Raw genomic sequence first — 16,787 nt, 5'->3', positions numbered from 1 at the left:
GCCTTAGCTCGCAAGTACGCCATACTTCTCCCCTTTAATTTCCAAACGCGTTTTCGCTGCGGGCATCAGTTATAATCTGACTTTGTCATTGGCTTTTATACGGTTGCGCAGGGGCGATATCGCACCGCCTGACACCGGTGTAACAGGGAGTGCCGCAAAGCAACCGGTTCCCGTTACCACCGCATTCAAGCTTCTGAACCTAATTGTTGAACTTTTTCAACTGCTGTCAAGGCATTTGTGCGCGCATGGTTGAACGCCGACGATATAACCTGTCGCGAGAGGTGTCCGAAGCCCTCTCTCTCCGAAATTAAGCTTGACAAATGTTGAATTTTATCAACTATCGGATCAAGCTAATCGACGGCAATTATCAGACCCTCCGTACGGACGGTTTGGCAGACACGAAGCGGAGAATTGATATGGCAGTTGGCGACTCCCTCTCTATGGACGAATACAAACTGACCTTGGCGTCTGCAGAGAAGACCGTGCCGCTCGATCCCAATCTGGTTCTGCCGAAACCAACGTCCGACCTTGAAACGGCCAAGGCCGATCTGAAGAGGGCTGGGTATGCCATCCTTACTGACGTGTTTCCGGAGGAAGTAGTGCGCACGGCGCGTCAGGTTCTCGCGGATGAGATCAAGCGTGAAGAGGCGATCGATCAAAGCCGAGTGAGCAAGTTCTTCGTCGATCCCGACGCCAAGAACCGTCGCCTTAATCGCTTACCCGATCGTCACGAGGTCTTCCGCCAGATTCTGGAACATCCTGTAGTGCTGGAATTAACGAAGCATATCCTCGGACCAACGGTCCTTAACGAGAGCTATCTGGTGCATAGCGTGGATGCCAATGTCACGCGGCCGGGAAGCGGCGCGCAGTTCATCCATCTCGACGCCAGCAATGGGGTGGGTCATGCAACCCCGAACCAGTCGCGGTTCATCTGGTGCCTTGACGAGTTCGCGGAAGAAAACGGCGCAACGCGCGTGGTGCCAGGCAGCCACCTCTGGAACCCCGAAATCGACCCTTCAGGCGCGACGACTTACGAGTCTGTTCCGGCCGAGGCGCCTGCGGGCTCGCTCATCATTTACACCGACATGCTGTTGCACGGCACGGGCGCGAACATCTCCGAGAACCGCGAGCGCGCGTCGATCAACTTCGGCATCACCACGCCCTGGTGCCGTCCTTCGATCAACTTTCCGCTCGTCCTCGACCCAGAGGTGATGAAGGACACCTCGCAAACGCTCCGCCAGTTGCTTGGGTATAGCTCGGTGATGAACGGTGGAGACTATCCCTGGGAGAGCGCGCCGGAGTCGATCCGCTCGCTCTGCGTGCCGCCGACTATCGCGTATTGAAGCGCTCAGTAATCACTTGTCATGAACGCCTCGACGCGGCCATAAGCCGCGTCGAGGCGTTCATGACAGCGCCGCTGGCGAAGGAATTCCTTCTCCGATAACCCAAGAGCGTCCGCGCTGCCGAATATGCTGTGGTCACAACGGCAGCCCCGCTGCATTTCCATGGCTTGAGCAGCGGTCCGGTGGATGTAATGTAGCTCCGCATTCCATGCGGACGCGACAATGTAACGCATGATCGCGATCCAGCGCTTGCGGCCGCAGGCGATCGCTTTGGCTATGTCGGACTTGGACGAAAGAAGGCGCGTTGCATCGTCAGGCGCGTATCGCTCTGGTGGCCCTGCAGGTGCAGCAGAGTTTTGGACGTGATCCCTTCGCCGGGGATCTCTATATTTTCAGGGGACGCCGCGGCGACCTTTGCAAGATCATTTGGCATGCCGGCTAATAATGCGCTGTTCCATGCCGACCGCCTGCCGGCGCCGCTCACGCGTGCTCTATGCTGGAGCCACGCGCGCCGCTATTTCTTCGAGCTGGCCGATGTCGCCGCGCAACTCAAGAAGCGCCGCAACAAGGCGCCCGTCATCTCGCCGCTGGCAGTGGAGGCGGTCCGTCGTATCGACGCGATCTTCGCTATCGAGCGCGCCATCAACGGCAAATCGGCGCAGGAGCGTCTTGCCCTTCGGCAGGAGCTCAGCGCCCCGCTGGTGGCCGATCTGGAAGAATGGATGCGAAAGAGCCGTTCAAAACTCTCGAAGAACAGCGATGTGGCCGAGGCCATGGATTACATGCTTAAGGCATGGCCGACCTTCGCCACCTTCCTCGACGACGGCCGTGTCTGCCTCTCGAACAACCCGGCGGAACGGGCGCTCAGAGGCATAGCCCTGGGAAGAAAATCGTGGCTCTTCGCTGGTTCAGACCGGGGTGGTCAACGCACGGCCTTCATGCTGAGCCTGATCGGCACAGCGAAGCTCAACGACATCGATGCGCAGGCCTGGCTGGCAGACGTCCTCACGCGGATCGCAGACATCCCCCAGAACCGTCTCCACGAACTGCTGCCCTGGAACTGGCGCACAGTCGAAGATCAACGCAAAGCCGCCTGATCTGCGGCCTTCACCGAATGCCTACTCAGGCGCCTGGCAGTGCGTCGATCAAGGGCAAAGCGGGTCCTGCTTGCTTCTCCCTCGGTTGTGATGTTGCCGGTCTCGAACCGCCGCCTCTAGCGCATAGTGTTGGCCGATGTGCTCCAGCAGATCGGCGGGGACGCAAGGATGTCAAATATCCAGCGCGGAAAATGAACGTCAATCTAGTTCAATCTTGACGTTCATTCCCTTTAAAGCAAATTTTCGACACGCTTCTTCATGAAAGCAGCAAGTTTTACCTCTTATTGGATACGCTGCATATTGTGCCGACCCTAAAACTCGCGCAAAATATCACGCAGCGTATTACCCGTATATTCCGTGCGGACGGCTCCAGCCTGCTGCAATGCCGGTATTAGTTCATCGATCAGCTGCGGAAGCTGACGATTATAGCCCGATCCCTCGATCAGGAATCCGTCGCCGCCAACCTCGTCCATGACCGCCATCATCTTCTCGGCGATCTGCTGCGGCGTGCCGCTAAAGTCCATGCCGCTCGCGCCCTGACCCATGGAGAAAAGATCCCTGAGGGACTTGCCTTCCTCGCGCCCGGCCTTCTTCATGTGATCGAGCGCGCTGGTGTGTCCGCCCGCCACGATGTCCTGCGGAACGGGTCCATCGAGGTCGTACAGCGAGAAGTCCACATCCAGTGACGACGACGCCATGACGATGTTATGCTCGAATGATGCCTGCTTTTCGGCATCGGTCATCTCCTGCTGCTCGACACCTTCGGGAAGGATATTGACGGGCGTCAGGAAGACCACCTTGATATCGTCCGGATTGCGACCCTGGGCCTCGGCGCGGTTGCGGATGTCCTCACGATAGGCCTTCATGCCAGGAACACCGCCGGTCATCATGCCCAGCACGACTTCCGCATTCTTGGACGAAAACGCGCGCCCGCGTTCCGAAGCGCCAGCCTGGGCAAACACCGGATAGCCTTGGGGCGAGCGCACCGTGTTGAGCGGACCGCGCGAGCGGAAATGCTCGCCGACGAAATCGATGGTGTGGACCTTGGTATGATCGACATAGACGCCGGTCTCGGTGTTCGCGACCAGGGCGCCTTCATCCCACGAGTCCCACAGTTGCTTAACCAGATCGACATACTCGTCCGCAATATCATAGCGGACGGTGGGCGGCAGCAGTTTGTCCATCCCGAAGTTCAGGGCGGCGTTCTTCTCGCTCGACGTGACCATGTTCCAGCCAGCGCGTCCGCCCGTCAGCGAGTCCACGGTCGAGAGCAGCCGGGCGAGCAGATAGGGCGGGTAGAAAGTGGTGGACGCCGTCGCGATCAGGCCGATGTGCGACGTGTCCTGCGCCATCAGAGGGAGCAGCGGGAGGGGGTCGAGCTTGGGCGCCAGGGTCGCATTCTTCAGGTCGAGTTCCATGGAGCCTGCATATCTGTCGCCGACAATCGTGGTGTCTTCGAACAGGATGAAGTCGAACTTCGCCGCCTCCAGCATCCGGGCGAGTTCTTTATGATAAGATCCATCGATCCAGTTCGATCCGAACTCCTTGCCGTCACCAGGCCAAGATGTCGCACCGAACTTCGTGAAATATCCAAGATGAAACTTTACATGTCCCATGACTATAATCTCCTTATATCATAATGCAGTAATGGCTTTATTCAAAGCAATGACAGAGCATCATCGACGCTTATTCTTCGAAAACTCTGGCGAATCATGCCATTATTCCAGCTATTATTATGATGCGCTTTTGCAATTTCTTTCTCTATTTCGCTTGCTTCGTTCACCCGGCTGCGTACGCGCTGGGCCAACCGTCTTGAGAAGAGCTGAATATCCGCATCTCCCGCATCGATGTAGCGCTCGATGTTATCAACAAGCGCCATGGGGTTCAGCGCCAGTTCGACGTCCTGACGCAGGTCGGGTGCTGACGACAGGATCGCGATATCCGCATCCCGCACTCGTCCCCCGGCAGAGTAGGCGAAGCAGTGCCGGATGCGATCGCGCGCTGCTTCCGGCTCAATCCACGGGAATACCGATTGCGTTTGATCGCCGTCTGGGACCGCCAGATGTGTTATAGCGCGATCGTTGATTGCCTCGATCAGCACTCCCGCATCCGCCGGAAGAAAGAGCTCACGGTGAGGTGTCACGTCAAAGCTTGAGAAGTCGCCATAGCGTCCACCAGAGTGGAAAAGATATATGTCAGCGTAATGCGGCCCCTTCCTTCGGCCAGGGCGCACATCATAATAGGCGGCGGTTACCAGCTGCATCAGCATGCTGGCACCCAAGGCGCTCAAGGGCGAACGAAGAACGACGCCGAGGCGGTCTTCGGGACGCCAGTCGAGCAAGGCACGACTGTCCGCAACGTCGCCATCTATCTCGATTCTGAACATCGAGTCCTTCAGTGAGAAAGCGGTATGCATAGGCTGCCTTTCATCAACGCCCCCGAGCCAGTATCCTGCCAGCTGCCTCCCGGCGTCCTCGGGATGTTTGCCTTCCGCGCCTTATGTACGGATTATATTCGATGGCAGATGCAGTCGTCAGTGAAAGAAACACCTCCAATGCCGAACCGCAGTCTGGCAGTTGGTAGGGAGTGACTGGACGGGTAAGTGTCGGGTCTTGGCAAATGACAGCAGCAGAAAGACTGAGACCACAGCATAGGCGAAGCTGCTGATGAATTTCCATTACCATCTCACAAGACGCTCTGGACAAGATAGCTTTTTAGGACATCGCCCAGAGCAACCGGAGGCTGACCGGATAGTCTCTCTACATCCCCGGTTACGATATCATATCCCCCTTCCGACGTCTTCCGTTTGATATCCACGACAAGACCACGATAATCTTCAGGATATTTGGCAAGCTGAAGTTCAATCGAAAGTTCTTCCAAAGAAATTTGGACGATATCAATGCGCTGGCCTCCTACCTTTTCTATGAGTTGAGCCCGGTCAGCCAGGGACAGCGCTTCAGATCCCGTCGCATTGTAGATGGCTCCTGAGTGCCCCGTTCCGACCAGGATACCTGCCGCCGCGGCCGCCACGTCATCCCGGCTTACAAACCCGACGCGCCCTTCGCCAAGTTCTGCCATCCGTCCCGCGACAGTTGATAGAACCACCTCCTGAGCAAATGACTCCATGAAATAATTTGCGCGAAGTATCGTCCAGCGAGGCGCCAATTTGATGAGGTGCTGTTCGCCCGCCCAACTGGCTGCTCCAATATGAGGTTCAGGATCTTCACGCGTTCCGGCGTCAGAAATGAGAACTATATGTTCGACGCCAGCGCTTAGCGCAGCGTCTATCGCATGAACCAGCTGCCGGGCCCGAGCGCCATATTTTAGATCCAGAGTCGGTATGATCAGCAGCCTGTCCAAGCCGCAATAGGCTTCCCGCAAACTGTCTTGATCGTCATAGTCGCCAAAGCGCGCCTCATCCGCGTAGCCCACATTGTGTGGCGAACGAGAAATCCCGGCAACCTCATATCCGCCAGGCAATTCGCCCAGCCGCTTCAGAACGGCCTTACCTAACTGGCCGCTGGCGCCACTAACCCCGATTTTCATTCTCGATATCCATCCCAGCATCCAAATCTGCATGTCGAAGTTTTTGCTGATTCAATCGCCCAGGCCCTCGTTGACAATCGCTCTTCGCTATCCCTGTCGAAGTGCCTCAAGCGGGTCTGCTTGCGCACCGGCATGTCCATAACCAAATCCAATTTGATACCCCATCAACTTCAGAAGATCGTCTGGAAGGGTCCTTGCGATATCCTGCGGACAGGCCAGAAACTGGTTTTCCTCCTGTCGGACCCAACCAACGCAATAGTTGATCGCCTGCGCGCGCCGAACTTCCTGCGATTGATTGCTGCCACCGGCATGCCATAGCTTGCTCGTGAAAATCATCACGGACCCGCGAGTCATCTCTGCCGGCAATGTGTCTTCCATCGTATACTCGGCGCGCGGGCGGGCGTGACTCCCCGGAACGACGCGTGTCGCACCATTTTCTTCCGTAAAATCCGTGACGGCCCACAATGTATTGCAGGATACGACATAATCGTCCGGGAACGGGAAGCTGTCGAACGTCAGTTCATCCTGATGAATATATTGAGCCGGACAACCAGACCGCAACGAAATCATCTCGGTTGCACCGAGCTGGACAAGAGGCGAATGACTAAGAACTCCTTTCACAACCCCCAGCACCAGCGGATTCATGACGAGATCGCGACCAGTCTCCGAGCGAGCAATTAAGTTGCCGATGCGCTGGGAGCCGTTGCCGAACCACTCATTTTCGCTGAATGGCGTGACCTCTATATAGGGCTGCATGTCAGCCAATATCTGGTCTACAACAGAGACCGGAACCAAATCATCTATGATAACGTGCCCATGCTCCCGCATTACCGCCACAGCTTCCTCGACAGTGGCAGTGTTAGGCAAGTGTTGCAGCTTCATTGGAATCTTCCTCGGATTATGGCGTGATTGCATTTCGAAATTGGAAAACTACCAGCGATACTTGCGGCATCCATGGCGCTGCAGCAGAAGCAGCATGCTAGCTTCGGACCAGGTGGGAGGGCTTTGCCGCTCGCCGAAGAGCTGTGCCGACGCAGCCGAGCGGAACGCAGCCCGGCAGACCTCGGCATCAACCGTATCGCAGCACTCTCGAACCAACGTAGACGAGCTCGTGCAAAGGTTTGTCGTGCGCTGCGCTTCACGCTCTTCGCCCTCCATGCGCCGTGGACCGTCGTTCGGTGAAGAATGGGCCACGCTTCCGGACCGCCTAAAGTGTTTGTGTGTAACAACTGATATGCAATGTTGAACAATATCAACTTTATGTCAAGTGAGTCTCCAAATCGAGACGCAAAGCGCCCTAAACACGGCTCGATGTTAGGGCTCCCGCGCGGCAAGCCGGGGAGGCGGCGATTGTTGGACGGTTAAGCGCTGGAGCGGGATTGTTCGAGCCTGTTGAGCGGTCGCCCAACTGCAACCGCGCGCTCCTGCTCCGATAGAACCCATGACCTAGCGCTGCAATGCGGCTACCATCGCCCTCAAACCGGTATCGGCTACGCCGCAGCTGACGAAACTAACGCGTTCACAGGGCGGGGTAGCAAACCAACGCTGCATTGCTTGACCATGCCGGAATAACGCACGGTTGGCTCTCTGGCCACGATGTCAGCATGCAACTATGACGCCGGTCATTCAGGCAGGAGTTCTACGTCGGAACTAATCTCGGACGCTGTAGCATGCAAAGATCGGCTAATAAGCCGTTGTATATCATCGGGGGTAATTGTCTTCACCATCGCGATCAGTGAATGTGCAGCCATTGCTTTCATGAAAGGCATTCTCGGCTCCCACGGCTTGCCATATCCCGCAAGCACCGTAGCACCCTCCATAGTGGCGTTGATGAACACCGCTAAAGCTTCAGCGTCATCGGCACTAATGGAGGCATTTAACTGCCTCACAAATGAGCCAATCAACGTGTGAACATGACCATATAACGATTCCAAACGTCGTGCGACAAAGTCATTATGATTGCTCATTGCCCAAAGCTCAGTCATCAAATGGGTCGTACCTTTTGTCTTGGCACCCTCCATTGTTCCAGTAATGATAAGAGCCAATGCATCTTCTGCAGATATCTTAGGCTTGTACACATTCTTTTTTAGAAGCTTATCGCCCGAGGTTAAAATATCTTGCAAAAGAATTTGAACGAGCACCTCTCTCTTGGGAAAATGACGAGTGACGTTACCTATCTTCATGTCACATTTCGCAGCAACCCTTTGCAAGGTGAAAGCAGCATATCCTTCTTCGATCAGGACGTCGACGGCTGCCTGAAGTATTCTGTCAACGGTCTTTGAGCCATGGGGTGACTTCCCTGGGCGCACAATGCCGAGATCCATCGAAAGTTCGCTATCACGGGATTTTGTCATTGCGCTGCCTTAAACCCCGTAGGTTCAACCGATCAAGGCTTGTCCATCGTACTCCACAGCGCGGATAGCTGGTAATGAAGATGCTCGGGATGGGCGAACTGCCCGCGCAGCAGCGTCTTGAAGCTGTCGCGCGGCAAGAGCACACCGGTGTGCTCCGCGAACATGGTGAATAGAACGCGAGAGAGGAAGGCGCTGACCGCTTCGGCAGAATGGCCGCGCGCCTCCAGTCGGCGCGATACAGTGGCGAGCAGTTCGGCAACGTCGCGCGTAACGCTTCGATGCATGGGTCGAGCGTCTTAGGCTGGTCCAGATCGCGGCCAGACGCTTCCCCACGTCCGGACCGACGAGATCCTTCAGCATTATGCGGTAGCGCGCCCGATCCAGAAATTGTGCATAGGCCTTTCCCGTGCTGGTGAAGTCGGCATAGACCTCAATGCAATAGCCGATGTCCGCGACCAGCAGGAACGGAGGCCAGCCATGATCCACCGGCAGAGCCTTGGCGTAGCGCTGGGCCTGGCCCTTCGCCTGCACCATCGCCTTTGCCCATCCAGGCGTGCCACGCCGCGCGGTGCCGCGCTTCATGCGCACCGAAGCGGTCTGGCCGAACAGGTCGAGATCGTCCTCGCCACGCTCGGCTGCGGCCCGGTCGGCATCGCTGCCCTGCTTCGCCTCAAGGATGAAAGCGCCGCGCTTGTATAAATCAGTGCGTCCAAAGCTGGTCGTGCCGTCGCCATTGTCCTGGAACACGCGCCGCTCGAACACATAATCATTGCGCGCATCGTCGGCTTGGCTGCCATCTGGCGGGGAAACGCCGATCAACGCGCACAGCTCGTTGATGAAGCTCTGCGTATTGGCAAGCTCTGACCCGCCCGTGTCCCTCCAGCGGGTGATGAATGATTCGGCTTCGGAATTATCCCCCATTAGGATGGCTTAAGCTGCCTTTCGCTTCATCTGCAACGGCTTGTGAATACGTTGCGCCGCTTTGGGCCATAATTTTGTCACGCGCCCTACCATGATGCGGGCACCTTCCAGCGCGATCGTCATTGCGGGTCGAGCCGCACCTCCGCTTTCGCTTTCTCCGCCCGTCGCTTCAGAGTCTTGCGCAGGGCTGCCAGTTCATGCGTCGAGATGCTTAGTAGATCCTCGATATCCTTGCCCCGTAGGCCTTGATCAATCGCATCAATGAGGATGGCTATGGCGGAAGATTGACGCGCTAGTTCTTCTATCACTTCGGCGTAGACGGCCCGCTGACGCTCGATCTCCAATATTTCATCTGGAGGTGGGGATGTCATGCTGGTCAGGCCCACAGCAGCAAGCAATTCCGGGATGGGCACGTAAACTTCATTTTTCGCGGCGGTGCGTGCGATGCTGCGGCTGGAGGAGATGCTGCGCAGGATACCGTTTAAGAACTGCTCGACGTCAATGCCCGTGGGGCATTGCCGGGACGAGAGCGCCCGCTTCACGGCCTCATTGAGCATATCATCAGCATCGGATCTGCACAGGCGCGCGAAATGCTCGGCGGCTTTGGAAACCTCGCTGCCTGGTTTGAATTTGATCTGGAGCATCGCCTCGCGCACCTCATCGCGCGTCAGGACGGACTTCGGCTCAGTTGCTGCTGACATTCCTGATGCTACCTACTCATGCGCCAGAACAGATTTTTTCGGACAGGCTGTCCGAATTTTCCCGGTTCGACGCATGAGTGTGTAGAAACAAGTCCCACCGGCGCGCCGCTCCGCGAGCGACCATGCGCGGCAGATCTTTAAGGTCCGGTTATCAAGCCGCCGGAGGCCAGCAACCATTTACAAGGAATCCCGCTCGCGCGAGATCGCGCATGCTGGAACAGCGGCGGCGCCAGGCAAATTCCATGCGCTTCTGCTGTGCCCAGCTGCCGATCCAGTTGGGGTGACGTCGGCCGTGGCGCTTGTCATGGCGCCAGTAGCGGGCGGTCACGATGGCGTGCATGTGAGGCTTGATGATCCACTCCCCATCGTCCCCTCCGACGGAATGGATGGCCCAGGCCACCGCCGCGCCCTGCTGCACCAGCTGGCTGCGCAGAAAGCCTTCGCACAGCCAGCGCCAGTTCTCTGGCCGTACGTCGAGCGGGATTTCCATCATGACGTGCCACGCTGCCACGGCGGTGGGATCGCCTGTAGCTACTGCGACAGCATCCGCCTCCATCCAGATGGTATAAGGGTCGACGGCAGCCCAGAGCGGCGCGCTGGCCGGCAGCAGCAGCCCCGATCCTTTCAGCTCGAACCGCCTTTCGGCAAAACGGGCGGGCATGGAACCGAAGCGGTCGCTTGGCTCGCTGTCCCGCCAGATATAGGCGACGTTGGCGACGGCGGACTTGTAAGCCGGGACACGCCCGAAATATTGCCACTCCTCGCTGACCGGCCGGACCTTGAAATCCGGCCATTTGATACGGCATATGCTGCGGGGACGGGCCACCAGTTCGCGGCGGGCTTGGCGAAGTTGATCCTGGGTGATGAACATTTGAGTCTCCTTAAAACGCCAACGCCGCCCACAGGGGGCGGCGCTGGAAAGCGTCATGACGACGCGGAAGGGGTTGAGTTGATGGCTCAGCCGACGACCTTGATCGCCTCTGTCGGCATGGCATCGGCGAGCGGCTTCCCCTGGGGCACGAACTTGTTGCCGGTCAGCGCCACGCCATCCATTTCTGCTGCCGCCTTGCGCCAGCGCGCCCAGGCGGTCTGTTCGCCACGCGCGAGGAGATGCCGGGCCGGCAGCTTGCCGCTCACCAGCTGGTTGCGCTCATCGATGCGCCAGCGCCTGTCCCCCTGCAGCAATTCGACCGGCGCCCGCTCGCTTGCCGCATAGAGTTGGCAACCTGACATCCATTCGACGCAGAGCGGCTGATGCACGACCAACGATACCAGGCACGGCTCAGGGTCATCCAGTTCGGCAAAGGTCAAATGCAGCATATCTTTCTGCATCTCCGTCGCGAGCCCGGTCAGATGCAGTATATCGTCGAAGTCGCGCGGCCCGCTGGTGCAGAAGGACATTGTGTGGCGTGTCGGCTCATAGGGCGGATAGCCCATCAGGGTCCGCAGTGCCAAAGCCCATGCCTGACCGCGTGCGAGATAGGGATGTGTCATTCAGATACTCCATGTGTTCAGGTGACGGCCTGTCGGCCGGGGAATTCCATTTTTCCGTTCTTTCACGGTTCCCGATTTCACTGTTTCCTGCTCAGCCCATGTTCTGCCTGTCATCCACCGGACGAATGCTGCTGCTGCGGTGCATCCAGTCGCGTGTCGCCTGTTCGGCTTCCATGCCCAGCGCCTTCGCCTGCCGGACGAACGCCAACCAGGTGCCGAGCGCCTCGGTCGCCAGGTCTGCGCGCACGGCATCGAGACGACCAATGCCCCAAGCTGCGAGCAGTGCGTCCGGGGCCATGCTGGGCGCTGTGGCTGCGTCTTCCGCCATCCTGGCGGTAGCGACTCGGCCGTCGATCGAAAGATCAACGACGTTGTTGCGAAGCGCCCGCGCAAGCCGCAGCGTGAAATGATGGGCGATGGCCGGGTCCGCATGAGCCGCGGCATCGATCAGGGCCGGGACCAAATGCTGATCGATCTGCCAGCCGATCATCGTGTCGGCCATGGGCAGGCGGTCGGCCATCCAGATCAGAAGGTTCTGCTCCTTCTCTCCGGCCGAAACGGTGGCCGCCTCGCTGCTGAACCGCCAGCGCGAGCCATAGCGCTTGGCGATCAGCAGCCCGGCCCCGACCAGATGCGTTCCGGGCGGCGAATCGGCGTTCGCGGTAGGCGGTATGGCGATGCTCGCCAAGGCGAGGGATACAAAGGTAACGGGTTCGTCGGTCATGAATATGTCCTGATATGCGGGCGCACGCAATCGGCTCCGGAAGCAGCCGGAGCGATGAGCGCGCGCGAATGGGTTTTGGATGGAAGTGGTGAAGCCGATCTAGTGGGCGGCGAACGCGGCTTCGTCCTGCTCGCGCCTCAGCCGAAGCTCGGCATCGGCAAGGGCCGCCTCTGCCCGCAGCGCTGGCGCGCGTGACCGCGCCCAGAGCGCCGGGCGACACGTCGCGAACGGCAGCAAATGGTGCAGCCTTGGTTCGCTCTCGATCCAGAGGCTGAGGTCAGCCAGGGGCAAGGCCAGCAGCCGATCATCGCCTCCGCGCCAGGCGGCGGCGTGCAGATGGAGGACATAGGTCGCGATAACGTCCTCCTGCACATAGGCTTTGACCCCCGCGACATCGCCGGCCCGCCAAAGCTCGCCGACATCAGCCCCGGACACGCTGGTCTTCACCGGGATATCCAGCGCCCTGCACAGTTCCGCCAGCGACGTGCCCCGACCACCGCCGAACGCATCCATCAGGTCAAGATGGGCGACATCGAAGCGCCCGGCATCCGCTTGACGGGCGATGTTGCGCAGGTTGAAGAGACCATGGCGCTCGGCCTGCAGGCGAAGAACGATATTGTCGAAATTCCGGCCATTCAGCGAAACGCCGAGGCAGTCTTGCGGGAGCAGGCTGTCGACCTTGCGATAGAACTCTTCCTCCGTCCCTTCCCGGCACAGCAGTGTGTCGAACCGGAAGCTGTAGCGATCCTGCGACCATCTGGCCGTCAGGAATGCCCCGGCCACCGGGCGATGCCTGGGCCATGGCGGGAAGCTGCCATCCTCCATCTCCTGATCCACGATGGTTTCCAGATCATAGCAGACGATATGTTCATACGGATATTGAAGCGGCTGGCGTTGCCATTGACGCATAACGTTTTCTCCATGAAGAACGCGCCGCCGGACGGCGGTCGCGGACCGGAGCCGCTGGGCGGCGTCATGCCATTTTCCCCAACGATCTTCCGATCACTGATAATCCGTCATGGACCGCAATCTGGTGCCAAGCCTGGCGAAGGCGCCTTTTTCACAGCGGCCGCATGGCAATGCCGTCTCCGCAGCAAGGCCAACCCAATCTCATGAATTCAGCGCTAACGCTGTTTCGCCGCGTGCCGGTGCACGCTCATCACAAGGAGAAGATGATGACTTTCGACCCAAGCGATTTGACTGCCGCCGATATCGAGGAACTGTGGAGGCCCAATCCCGATGCGCGAGGACCGGTGACGATCACAGTGGGCATCGCACTTGATGATTTGCCCCTGTGCGGCTTCTGTCCTTTCGCCCGTTGGTATGTGCGCGACGATGTGCCGCACGCTTTCTGCAAGGAGTTCCGTGACCTTGTATATCCCAGCAAAGGGTCAGGCGTTACGATGTGCGACGCCTATGCAATCGCCAGCGGCCGGGTTAAAGATCTGGCCCCTGAAGCGTGATCGGCAGCTGCTTTTTACGGCCGGTATCGATCTGCGATCCGGCCGGGCGGCCTTCGTTCTCTCGCCTGCGCCGGGGCCAGTGCTCGTCATCATCGAGTGCCGCGATCCGATCCGCATGTGTCGCCGCTCTGAGCCAACCTGCCAGCGATTGTCGGCGAGGCGCATCCGCCTCATGCCCGCCCTGCGGCGGTGCCGCACCCTGGGCTACCACGGCCTCTCGTCCAACCTCGGCCAGTTGCCCCACCTCTAAGGCCCGCTCCCTGGCAATATTGTCCAGTTGGGCCTGAACCTCCTCTGTCACGATATCATCCTGAACAAGGCCATGGCGCGCCAGCAGTTCGGCTTCAACCCGGCGCTTGCCGTCACGTCTGTTGATGGCACGCCGCTCAGCGATGATCTGCGCCAGAAGGCTGTCAAGCGCCTGCCGCCGACGCTCTTCATCGGCAGCCCTGGCAACCGCCATCTGCCGGGCCTTGTCGACCGCAGCCCGATCCTCTTCGCGCCGGCCGTGATCCTCCAGCGCGTCGTTGATACGCGCAATGGAGAGGCCAAGCGTAGCGGTGTCGGCAACGGACGATGGGCGCTGGATAGGAACAGCGGGCGGCATATGCGCCCCTCTGATCGCGACCGGCAATTCCGACAGACGCTGCGGCATATGCGGCACTCTCTGCACAGCGGGCAGGCCCGATGAGAAAATGTACGGAACAGGCGCAGGAACATGTGCACGGGGCGGCGAAACCATGCGCAGATCCGGCGCGCTGTCGATTGCGAGCAAAGGAGAGATCGGCATCTGGACACTGATCGCCGGCACCAGCGGCCGCACGACCGGATTGGCTATTGCGGGCAACGGTGACGCAGCGTCAGCCTGTCGCATGGGCAATCGCAAATTTGCGATTTCGAGCGGCGGCATATCTGGCAGGATGACTGAGCGCACCGGAATGCTCGGCGGATAGTAACGCTCGACATTCGTTGGCGCCGCCTTCACCGGTTCCACCACGGCGTCGACAAGACCAGCGAAGCGGAACACCTCGCTCCGTACAGGGAGTTCAAGAGCCGGAGCGACGAACGGCACGGATGCAGGCGGCACCGGCGTAATGACCGGCATGTCGATATTGACGAGAGACGCCATGATCCGCTGCGGGACCTGAGGCAGTGTCGCTGCTATCCTCGACCAGCGCTGCCTGATGCCGCGAGCAACCTCCTGCTCCCTCGCCAGCGCCTCGTCGACATGGCGCAAATCCTCGTCGAGCGCAGCTGCTTCGGAGCGCATCACCCGCTCGAAATTTTCCTCGTTCTTCGCGATGTGATGGCCGTTTCGCACCATGTTGGTTCGCGCACCGCCAAGATGCTCCTGCGGTTCGTGCACCAGTCCCCGCGCGGCATTGCTCTTGGCGGTATAGGGCTGGTTGATACCGCTCTCGAACGAGGTGATCGTCATCACCGACGCGTACATCTCGCGCATGAGCCGCATCGCCTGGGGATTGTCCAGATCTGTGCGCAGCATCTCGCCTACCTCCCACTGACGATCGCCAACTCGTGCCAGCGGGCGGAAGCTGAAAAGGATGTGGAGATGCCAGTTGCGCTCGTCCCCGTCCTCAGGCGGCGCATGAAGGGTCACGACATAAGGCAGGCCGAAGCGCCCCAGTGCTTCCTCCGCCCAGACTACGCCAGTCCGCATCATATCGTCCGGCGTCTGGCGATAATCGACCGCCATGATGGCATGCATCAGCAGCTTGGCGTTCTTCTGCGCCGCCCAGTTGACCTGCTCCAGATGGTCGAAGGCGCAGTGTGCCTCGTCCACGTCGCGCCCGACGTTTGAGACGAAATACGGCTGACCTGCGGCATCCAGCTCCGCGCCATTGAATACATATTTGACAACGCGGGATGACACGCCGGCCTCTGCGGTCTTGCGCGAATAATAGCGGATACGCACGAACACGCCACGTTCGCCCTTACGGTCCAGGACAAGGCCACTATATTTCGGCAGAGCGCGCGATGCATGGGGCCATCCACGTTGGCGCTCCTTGGGCGGTCGATGCCGGATCTTCTCCGGCCGGACCTTCGTTCCAATCAGCCGTCGCCCCATGCGGCGCGCCTGCTCGGCCTCCCGGAACTCGATCGTCAGGCCCCTCTCCGCGAGGACATAATCGCGATGCTGATCGCGCCCCAGCTTTTCCTCCGCTCGGATTTGCAACCGGCGGGACGCAGAATCCAGTTTTTTAGCAACGAAGGGATTTGCGGTGTCCGCCGTAAGGATCGACAAGCGTCCGAAATTGTCGCTGATCAGCGCAGGCACATAGATGTGCGGCTTCTTCTTGGCTGGTTGGGGGGCAGCCTGAACCGCAGTGCGGGAGGGAGTAGTCTTCGCCATCGGTGAAACATTTCTTGCGCTAATCTTCAGCCCCCCAACCCTACCCCCTCGTCCCGAGCGAACATTCCCTGAGTCAGGGAGTGTTTCGATCGGCGGATCCGCGATTCTGCACCCTGTCATTCAGACAGGAGCACCAGACATGGCATCGCAAATTTACGATAATACCGATGGACCGCCGGACATCGACCACCTCCTCGGCGCTGCGGACGCCCGCATCGCCGCGCTGGCCGAACAGCGCGCCGCCGTCGCCGAGCGGCGGCGGCACCTCATCGAGCCAGCTTTCAAGACGGTGGCGACCAATCCTACCGACATGCACCACAAGATCACGCTTGGTGGCGTGATGGTGAATGTCGGAATGCGGGCCTGTGATGCCGATGCGCTCGCCGGTCTGCTGGCCGGCGTCGGCCATCATATGCTCGCCCTGGCGGACGAACTGATTGACAGCGATTCCGAAGCCTCGCTCGGCACCATCATGGTCCGCCTGCTGGACAGGCAGGAACGTGAACTCGCAGCACGCGGGCTGTTGGTTACCTGGCAACGGCGCCTCGCCACCTATGTTGATGAGCGCGCGGAATGGCTCGCGCGGGATGAGGAGTATCGTCTCGAAGGGGCCTGGCGTCAGCAGCCGATGACGGCTGACCAGCGCTGGCTGGTTCGCGTCACCTGCCGCATCCGTCACGCAGACCTGCCGGGCGATCTGTGCCGTGGGGAAGCGGCCGACTGGCTGGAACAGCATGGCGCCAACCTCAGCTACAGGGAGTTCATGGCATGAG

17 protein-coding genes and 2 pseudogenes are annotated in these 16,787 nt (G+C 59.3%); 5 read left to right on the top strand and 14 right to left on the bottom strand.

Annotation, left to right across the window (positions count from 1 at the left end):
• Positions 1-320 precede the first annotated feature (320 nt).
• Entirely contained in the window at positions 321-1,343 is a 1,023-nt protein-coding gene (locus ACI3KQ_RS02600) for a phytanoyl-CoA dioxygenase family protein (RefSeq protein ID WP_404954486.1), read from the top strand.
• A 5-nt stretch (positions 1,344-1,348) separates the two neighbouring features.
• On the opposite strand, the gene ACI3KQ_RS02595 is transcribed toward ACI3KQ_RS02600, so the two are convergent.
• Entirely contained in the window at positions 1,349-1,576 is a 228-nt protein-coding gene (locus tag ACI3KQ_RS02595; protein ID WP_404954484.1) for a hypothetical protein, read from the bottom strand.
• 98 nt (positions 1,577-1,674) lie between these two features.
• Between ACI3KQ_RS02595 and tnpB the strand changes: the two genes are divergently transcribed.
• Positions 1,675-1,785, top strand: coding sequence for an IS66 family insertion sequence element accessory protein TnpB (tnpB, locus tag ACI3KQ_RS02590; protein ID WP_404954530.1), 111 nt, complete (start codon positions 1,675-1,677; stop codon positions 1,783-1,785).
• A 1-nt stretch (position 1,786) separates the two neighbouring features.
• Positions 1,787-2,440 (top strand): annotated as a pseudogene (gene tnpC, locus ACI3KQ_RS02585) (IS66 family transposase); the annotation flags it as partial.
• A gap of 311 nt (positions 2,441-2,751) precedes the next feature.
• On the opposite strand, the gene ACI3KQ_RS02580 reads toward tnpC, so the two are convergent.
• From ACI3KQ_RS02580 to ACI3KQ_RS02525, 12 genes and pseudogenes are all read right to left on the bottom strand, one after another.
• Positions 2,752-4,056, bottom strand: a complete 1,305-nt coding sequence (locus ACI3KQ_RS02580; protein WP_404954482.1) for an NtaA/DmoA family FMN-dependent monooxygenase — start codon at positions 4,054-4,056, stop codon at positions 2,752-2,754.
• Between the two features lie 41 nt (positions 4,057-4,097).
• Positions 4,098-4,826 (bottom strand): hypothetical protein, encoded by a 729-nt coding sequence (locus ACI3KQ_RS02575; RefSeq protein WP_404954480.1) that lies wholly within the window; start codon positions 4,824-4,826, stop codon positions 4,098-4,100.
• Positions 4,827-5,125: 299 nt separating this feature from the next.
• The gene (locus ACI3KQ_RS02570) at positions 5,126-5,986 is read right to left on the bottom strand and encodes an NAD(P)H-binding protein (RefSeq protein WP_404954478.1); all 861 of its coding nucleotides are present in this window, start codon (positions 5,984-5,986) and stop codon (positions 5,126-5,128) included.
• Positions 5,987-6,073: 87 nt separating this feature from the next.
• Positions 6,074-6,868 carry a phytanoyl-CoA dioxygenase family protein gene (locus tag ACI3KQ_RS02565; protein WP_404954476.1) on the bottom strand — a complete coding sequence of 265 codons (795 nt, stop codon included), beginning with the start codon at positions 6,866-6,868 and terminating at the stop codon, positions 6,074-6,076.
• A gap of 740 nt (positions 6,869-7,608) precedes the next feature.
• A complete protein-coding gene (locus tag ACI3KQ_RS02560; protein WP_404954474.1) occupies positions 7,609-8,340 on the bottom strand; it encodes a TetR/AcrR family transcriptional regulator in 732 nt (243 codons plus the stop codon).
• Positions 8,341-8,372: 32 nt separating this feature from the next.
• Positions 8,373-8,504, bottom strand: coding sequence for a hypothetical protein (locus ACI3KQ_RS02555; RefSeq protein WP_404954529.1), 132 nt, complete (start codon positions 8,502-8,504; stop codon positions 8,373-8,375).
• Positions 8,505-8,697: 193 nt separating this feature from the next.
• Positions 8,698-9,261 (bottom strand): annotated as a pseudogene (locus ACI3KQ_RS02550) (type IIL restriction-modification enzyme MmeI); the annotation flags it as partial.
• A gap of 119 nt (positions 9,262-9,380) precedes the next feature.
• Complete coding sequence (locus ACI3KQ_RS02545) at positions 9,381-9,962, bottom strand: hypothetical protein (RefSeq protein ID WP_404954472.1); 582 nt, start codon at positions 9,960-9,962, stop codon at positions 9,381-9,383.
• 151 nt (positions 9,963-10,113) lie between these two features.
• Positions 10,114-10,833: a MobA/MobL family protein gene (locus ACI3KQ_RS02540; protein WP_404954470.1), complete on the bottom strand. Its 720-nt coding sequence runs from the start codon at positions 10,831-10,833 to the stop codon at positions 10,114-10,116.
• Positions 10,834-10,919: 86 nt separating this feature from the next.
• Positions 10,920-11,456, bottom strand: a complete 537-nt coding sequence (locus ACI3KQ_RS02535) for a hypothetical protein (protein ID WP_404954468.1) — start codon at positions 11,454-11,456, stop codon at positions 10,920-10,922.
• Between the two features lie 91 nt (positions 11,457-11,547).
• The gene (locus ACI3KQ_RS02530) at positions 11,548-12,180 is read right to left on the bottom strand and encodes a hypothetical protein (protein ID WP_404954467.1); all 633 of its coding nucleotides are present in this window, start codon (positions 12,178-12,180) and stop codon (positions 11,548-11,550) included.
• Between the two features lie 99 nt (positions 12,181-12,279).
• Positions 12,280-13,089 (bottom strand): hypothetical protein, encoded by an 810-nt coding sequence (locus tag ACI3KQ_RS02525; protein ID WP_404954465.1) that lies wholly within the window; start codon positions 13,087-13,089, stop codon positions 12,280-12,282.
• Between the two features lie 203 nt (positions 13,090-13,292).
• Here ACI3KQ_RS02525 and ACI3KQ_RS02520 point away from each other — a divergent pair, with 203 nt between their 5' ends.
• Complete coding sequence (locus ACI3KQ_RS02520; RefSeq protein WP_404954464.1) at positions 13,293-13,643, top strand: hypothetical protein; 351 nt, start codon at positions 13,293-13,295, stop codon at positions 13,641-13,643.
• Here ACI3KQ_RS02520 and ACI3KQ_RS02515 read toward each other — a convergent pair.
• Complete coding sequence (locus tag ACI3KQ_RS02515; RefSeq protein ID WP_404954462.1) at positions 13,618-16,014, bottom strand: hypothetical protein; 2,397 nt, start codon at positions 16,012-16,014, stop codon at positions 13,618-13,620. The genes ACI3KQ_RS02520 and ACI3KQ_RS02515 overlap by 26 nt on opposite strands.
• A gap of 139 nt (positions 16,015-16,153) precedes the next feature.
• On the opposite strand from ACI3KQ_RS02515, the gene ACI3KQ_RS02510 reads away from it, so the two are divergent.
• A complete protein-coding gene (locus tag ACI3KQ_RS02510) occupies positions 16,154-16,786 on the top strand; it encodes a hypothetical protein (protein WP_404954461.1) in 633 nt (210 codons plus the stop codon).
• Position 16,787 lies beyond the last annotated feature (1 nt).

Origin of the sequence: Sphingobium sp. ZW T5_29 (assembly GCF_044987515.1) — a bacterium.
Lineage (GTDB): Bacteria > Pseudomonadota > Alphaproteobacteria > Sphingomonadales > Sphingomonadaceae > Sphingobium.
This window is presented reverse-complemented; position numbering and strand designations above follow the sequence as displayed.

Coding starts and splice junctions, on each gene's coding strand:
- ACI3KQ_RS02545 (WP_404954472.1), bottom strand. CDS start 9,962: ATGTCAGCAGCAACTGAGCCGAAGTCCGTCCTGACGCGCGATGAGGTG.
- ACI3KQ_RS02565 (WP_404954476.1), bottom strand. CDS start 6,868: ATGAAGCTGCAACACTTGCCTAACACTGCCACTGTCGAGGAAGCTGTG.
- ACI3KQ_RS02525 (WP_404954465.1), bottom strand. CDS start 13,089: ATGCGTCAATGGCAACGCCAGCCGCTTCAATATCCGTATGAACATATC.
- ACI3KQ_RS02530 (WP_404954467.1), bottom strand. CDS start 12,180: ATGACCGACGAACCCGTTACCTTTGTATCCCTCGCCTTGGCGAGCATC.
- ACI3KQ_RS02600 (WP_404954486.1), top strand. CDS start 321: ATGTTGAATTTTATCAACTATCGGATCAAGCTAATCGACGGCAATTAT.
- ACI3KQ_RS02580 (WP_404954482.1), bottom strand. CDS start 4,056: ATGGGACATGTAAAGTTTCATCTTGGATATTTCACGAAGTTCGGTGCG.
- ACI3KQ_RS02570 (WP_404954478.1), bottom strand. CDS start 5,986: ATGAAAATCGGGGTTAGTGGCGCCAGCGGCCAGTTAGGTAAGGCCGTT.
- ACI3KQ_RS02555 (WP_404954529.1), bottom strand. CDS start 8,504: ATGTTCGCGGAGCACACCGGTGTGCTCTTGCCGCGCGACAGCTTCAAG.
- ACI3KQ_RS02575 (WP_404954480.1), bottom strand. CDS start 4,826: ATGTTCAGAATCGAGATAGATGGCGACGTTGCGGACAGTCGTGCCTTG.
- ACI3KQ_RS02595 (WP_404954484.1), bottom strand. CDS start 1,576: ATGCGTTACATTGTCGCGTCCGCATGGAATGCGGAGCTACATTACATC.
- ACI3KQ_RS02510 (WP_404954461.1), top strand. CDS start 16,154: ATGGCATCGCAAATTTACGATAATACCGATGGACCGCCGGACATCGAC.
- ACI3KQ_RS02515 (WP_404954462.1), bottom strand. CDS start 16,014: ATGGCGAAGACTACTCCCTCCCGCACTGCGGTTCAGGCTGCCCCCCAA.
- ACI3KQ_RS02540 (WP_404954470.1), bottom strand. CDS start 10,833: ATGTTCATCACCCAGGATCAACTTCGCCAAGCCCGCCGCGAACTGGTG.
- ACI3KQ_RS02520 (WP_404954464.1), top strand. CDS start 13,293: ATGAATTCAGCGCTAACGCTGTTTCGCCGCGTGCCGGTGCACGCTCAT.
- ACI3KQ_RS02535 (WP_404954468.1), bottom strand. CDS start 11,456: ATGACACATCCCTATCTCGCACGCGGTCAGGCATGGGCTTTGGCACTG.
- ACI3KQ_RS02560 (WP_404954474.1), bottom strand. CDS start 8,340: ATGACAAAATCCCGTGATAGCGAACTTTCGATGGATCTCGGCATTGTG.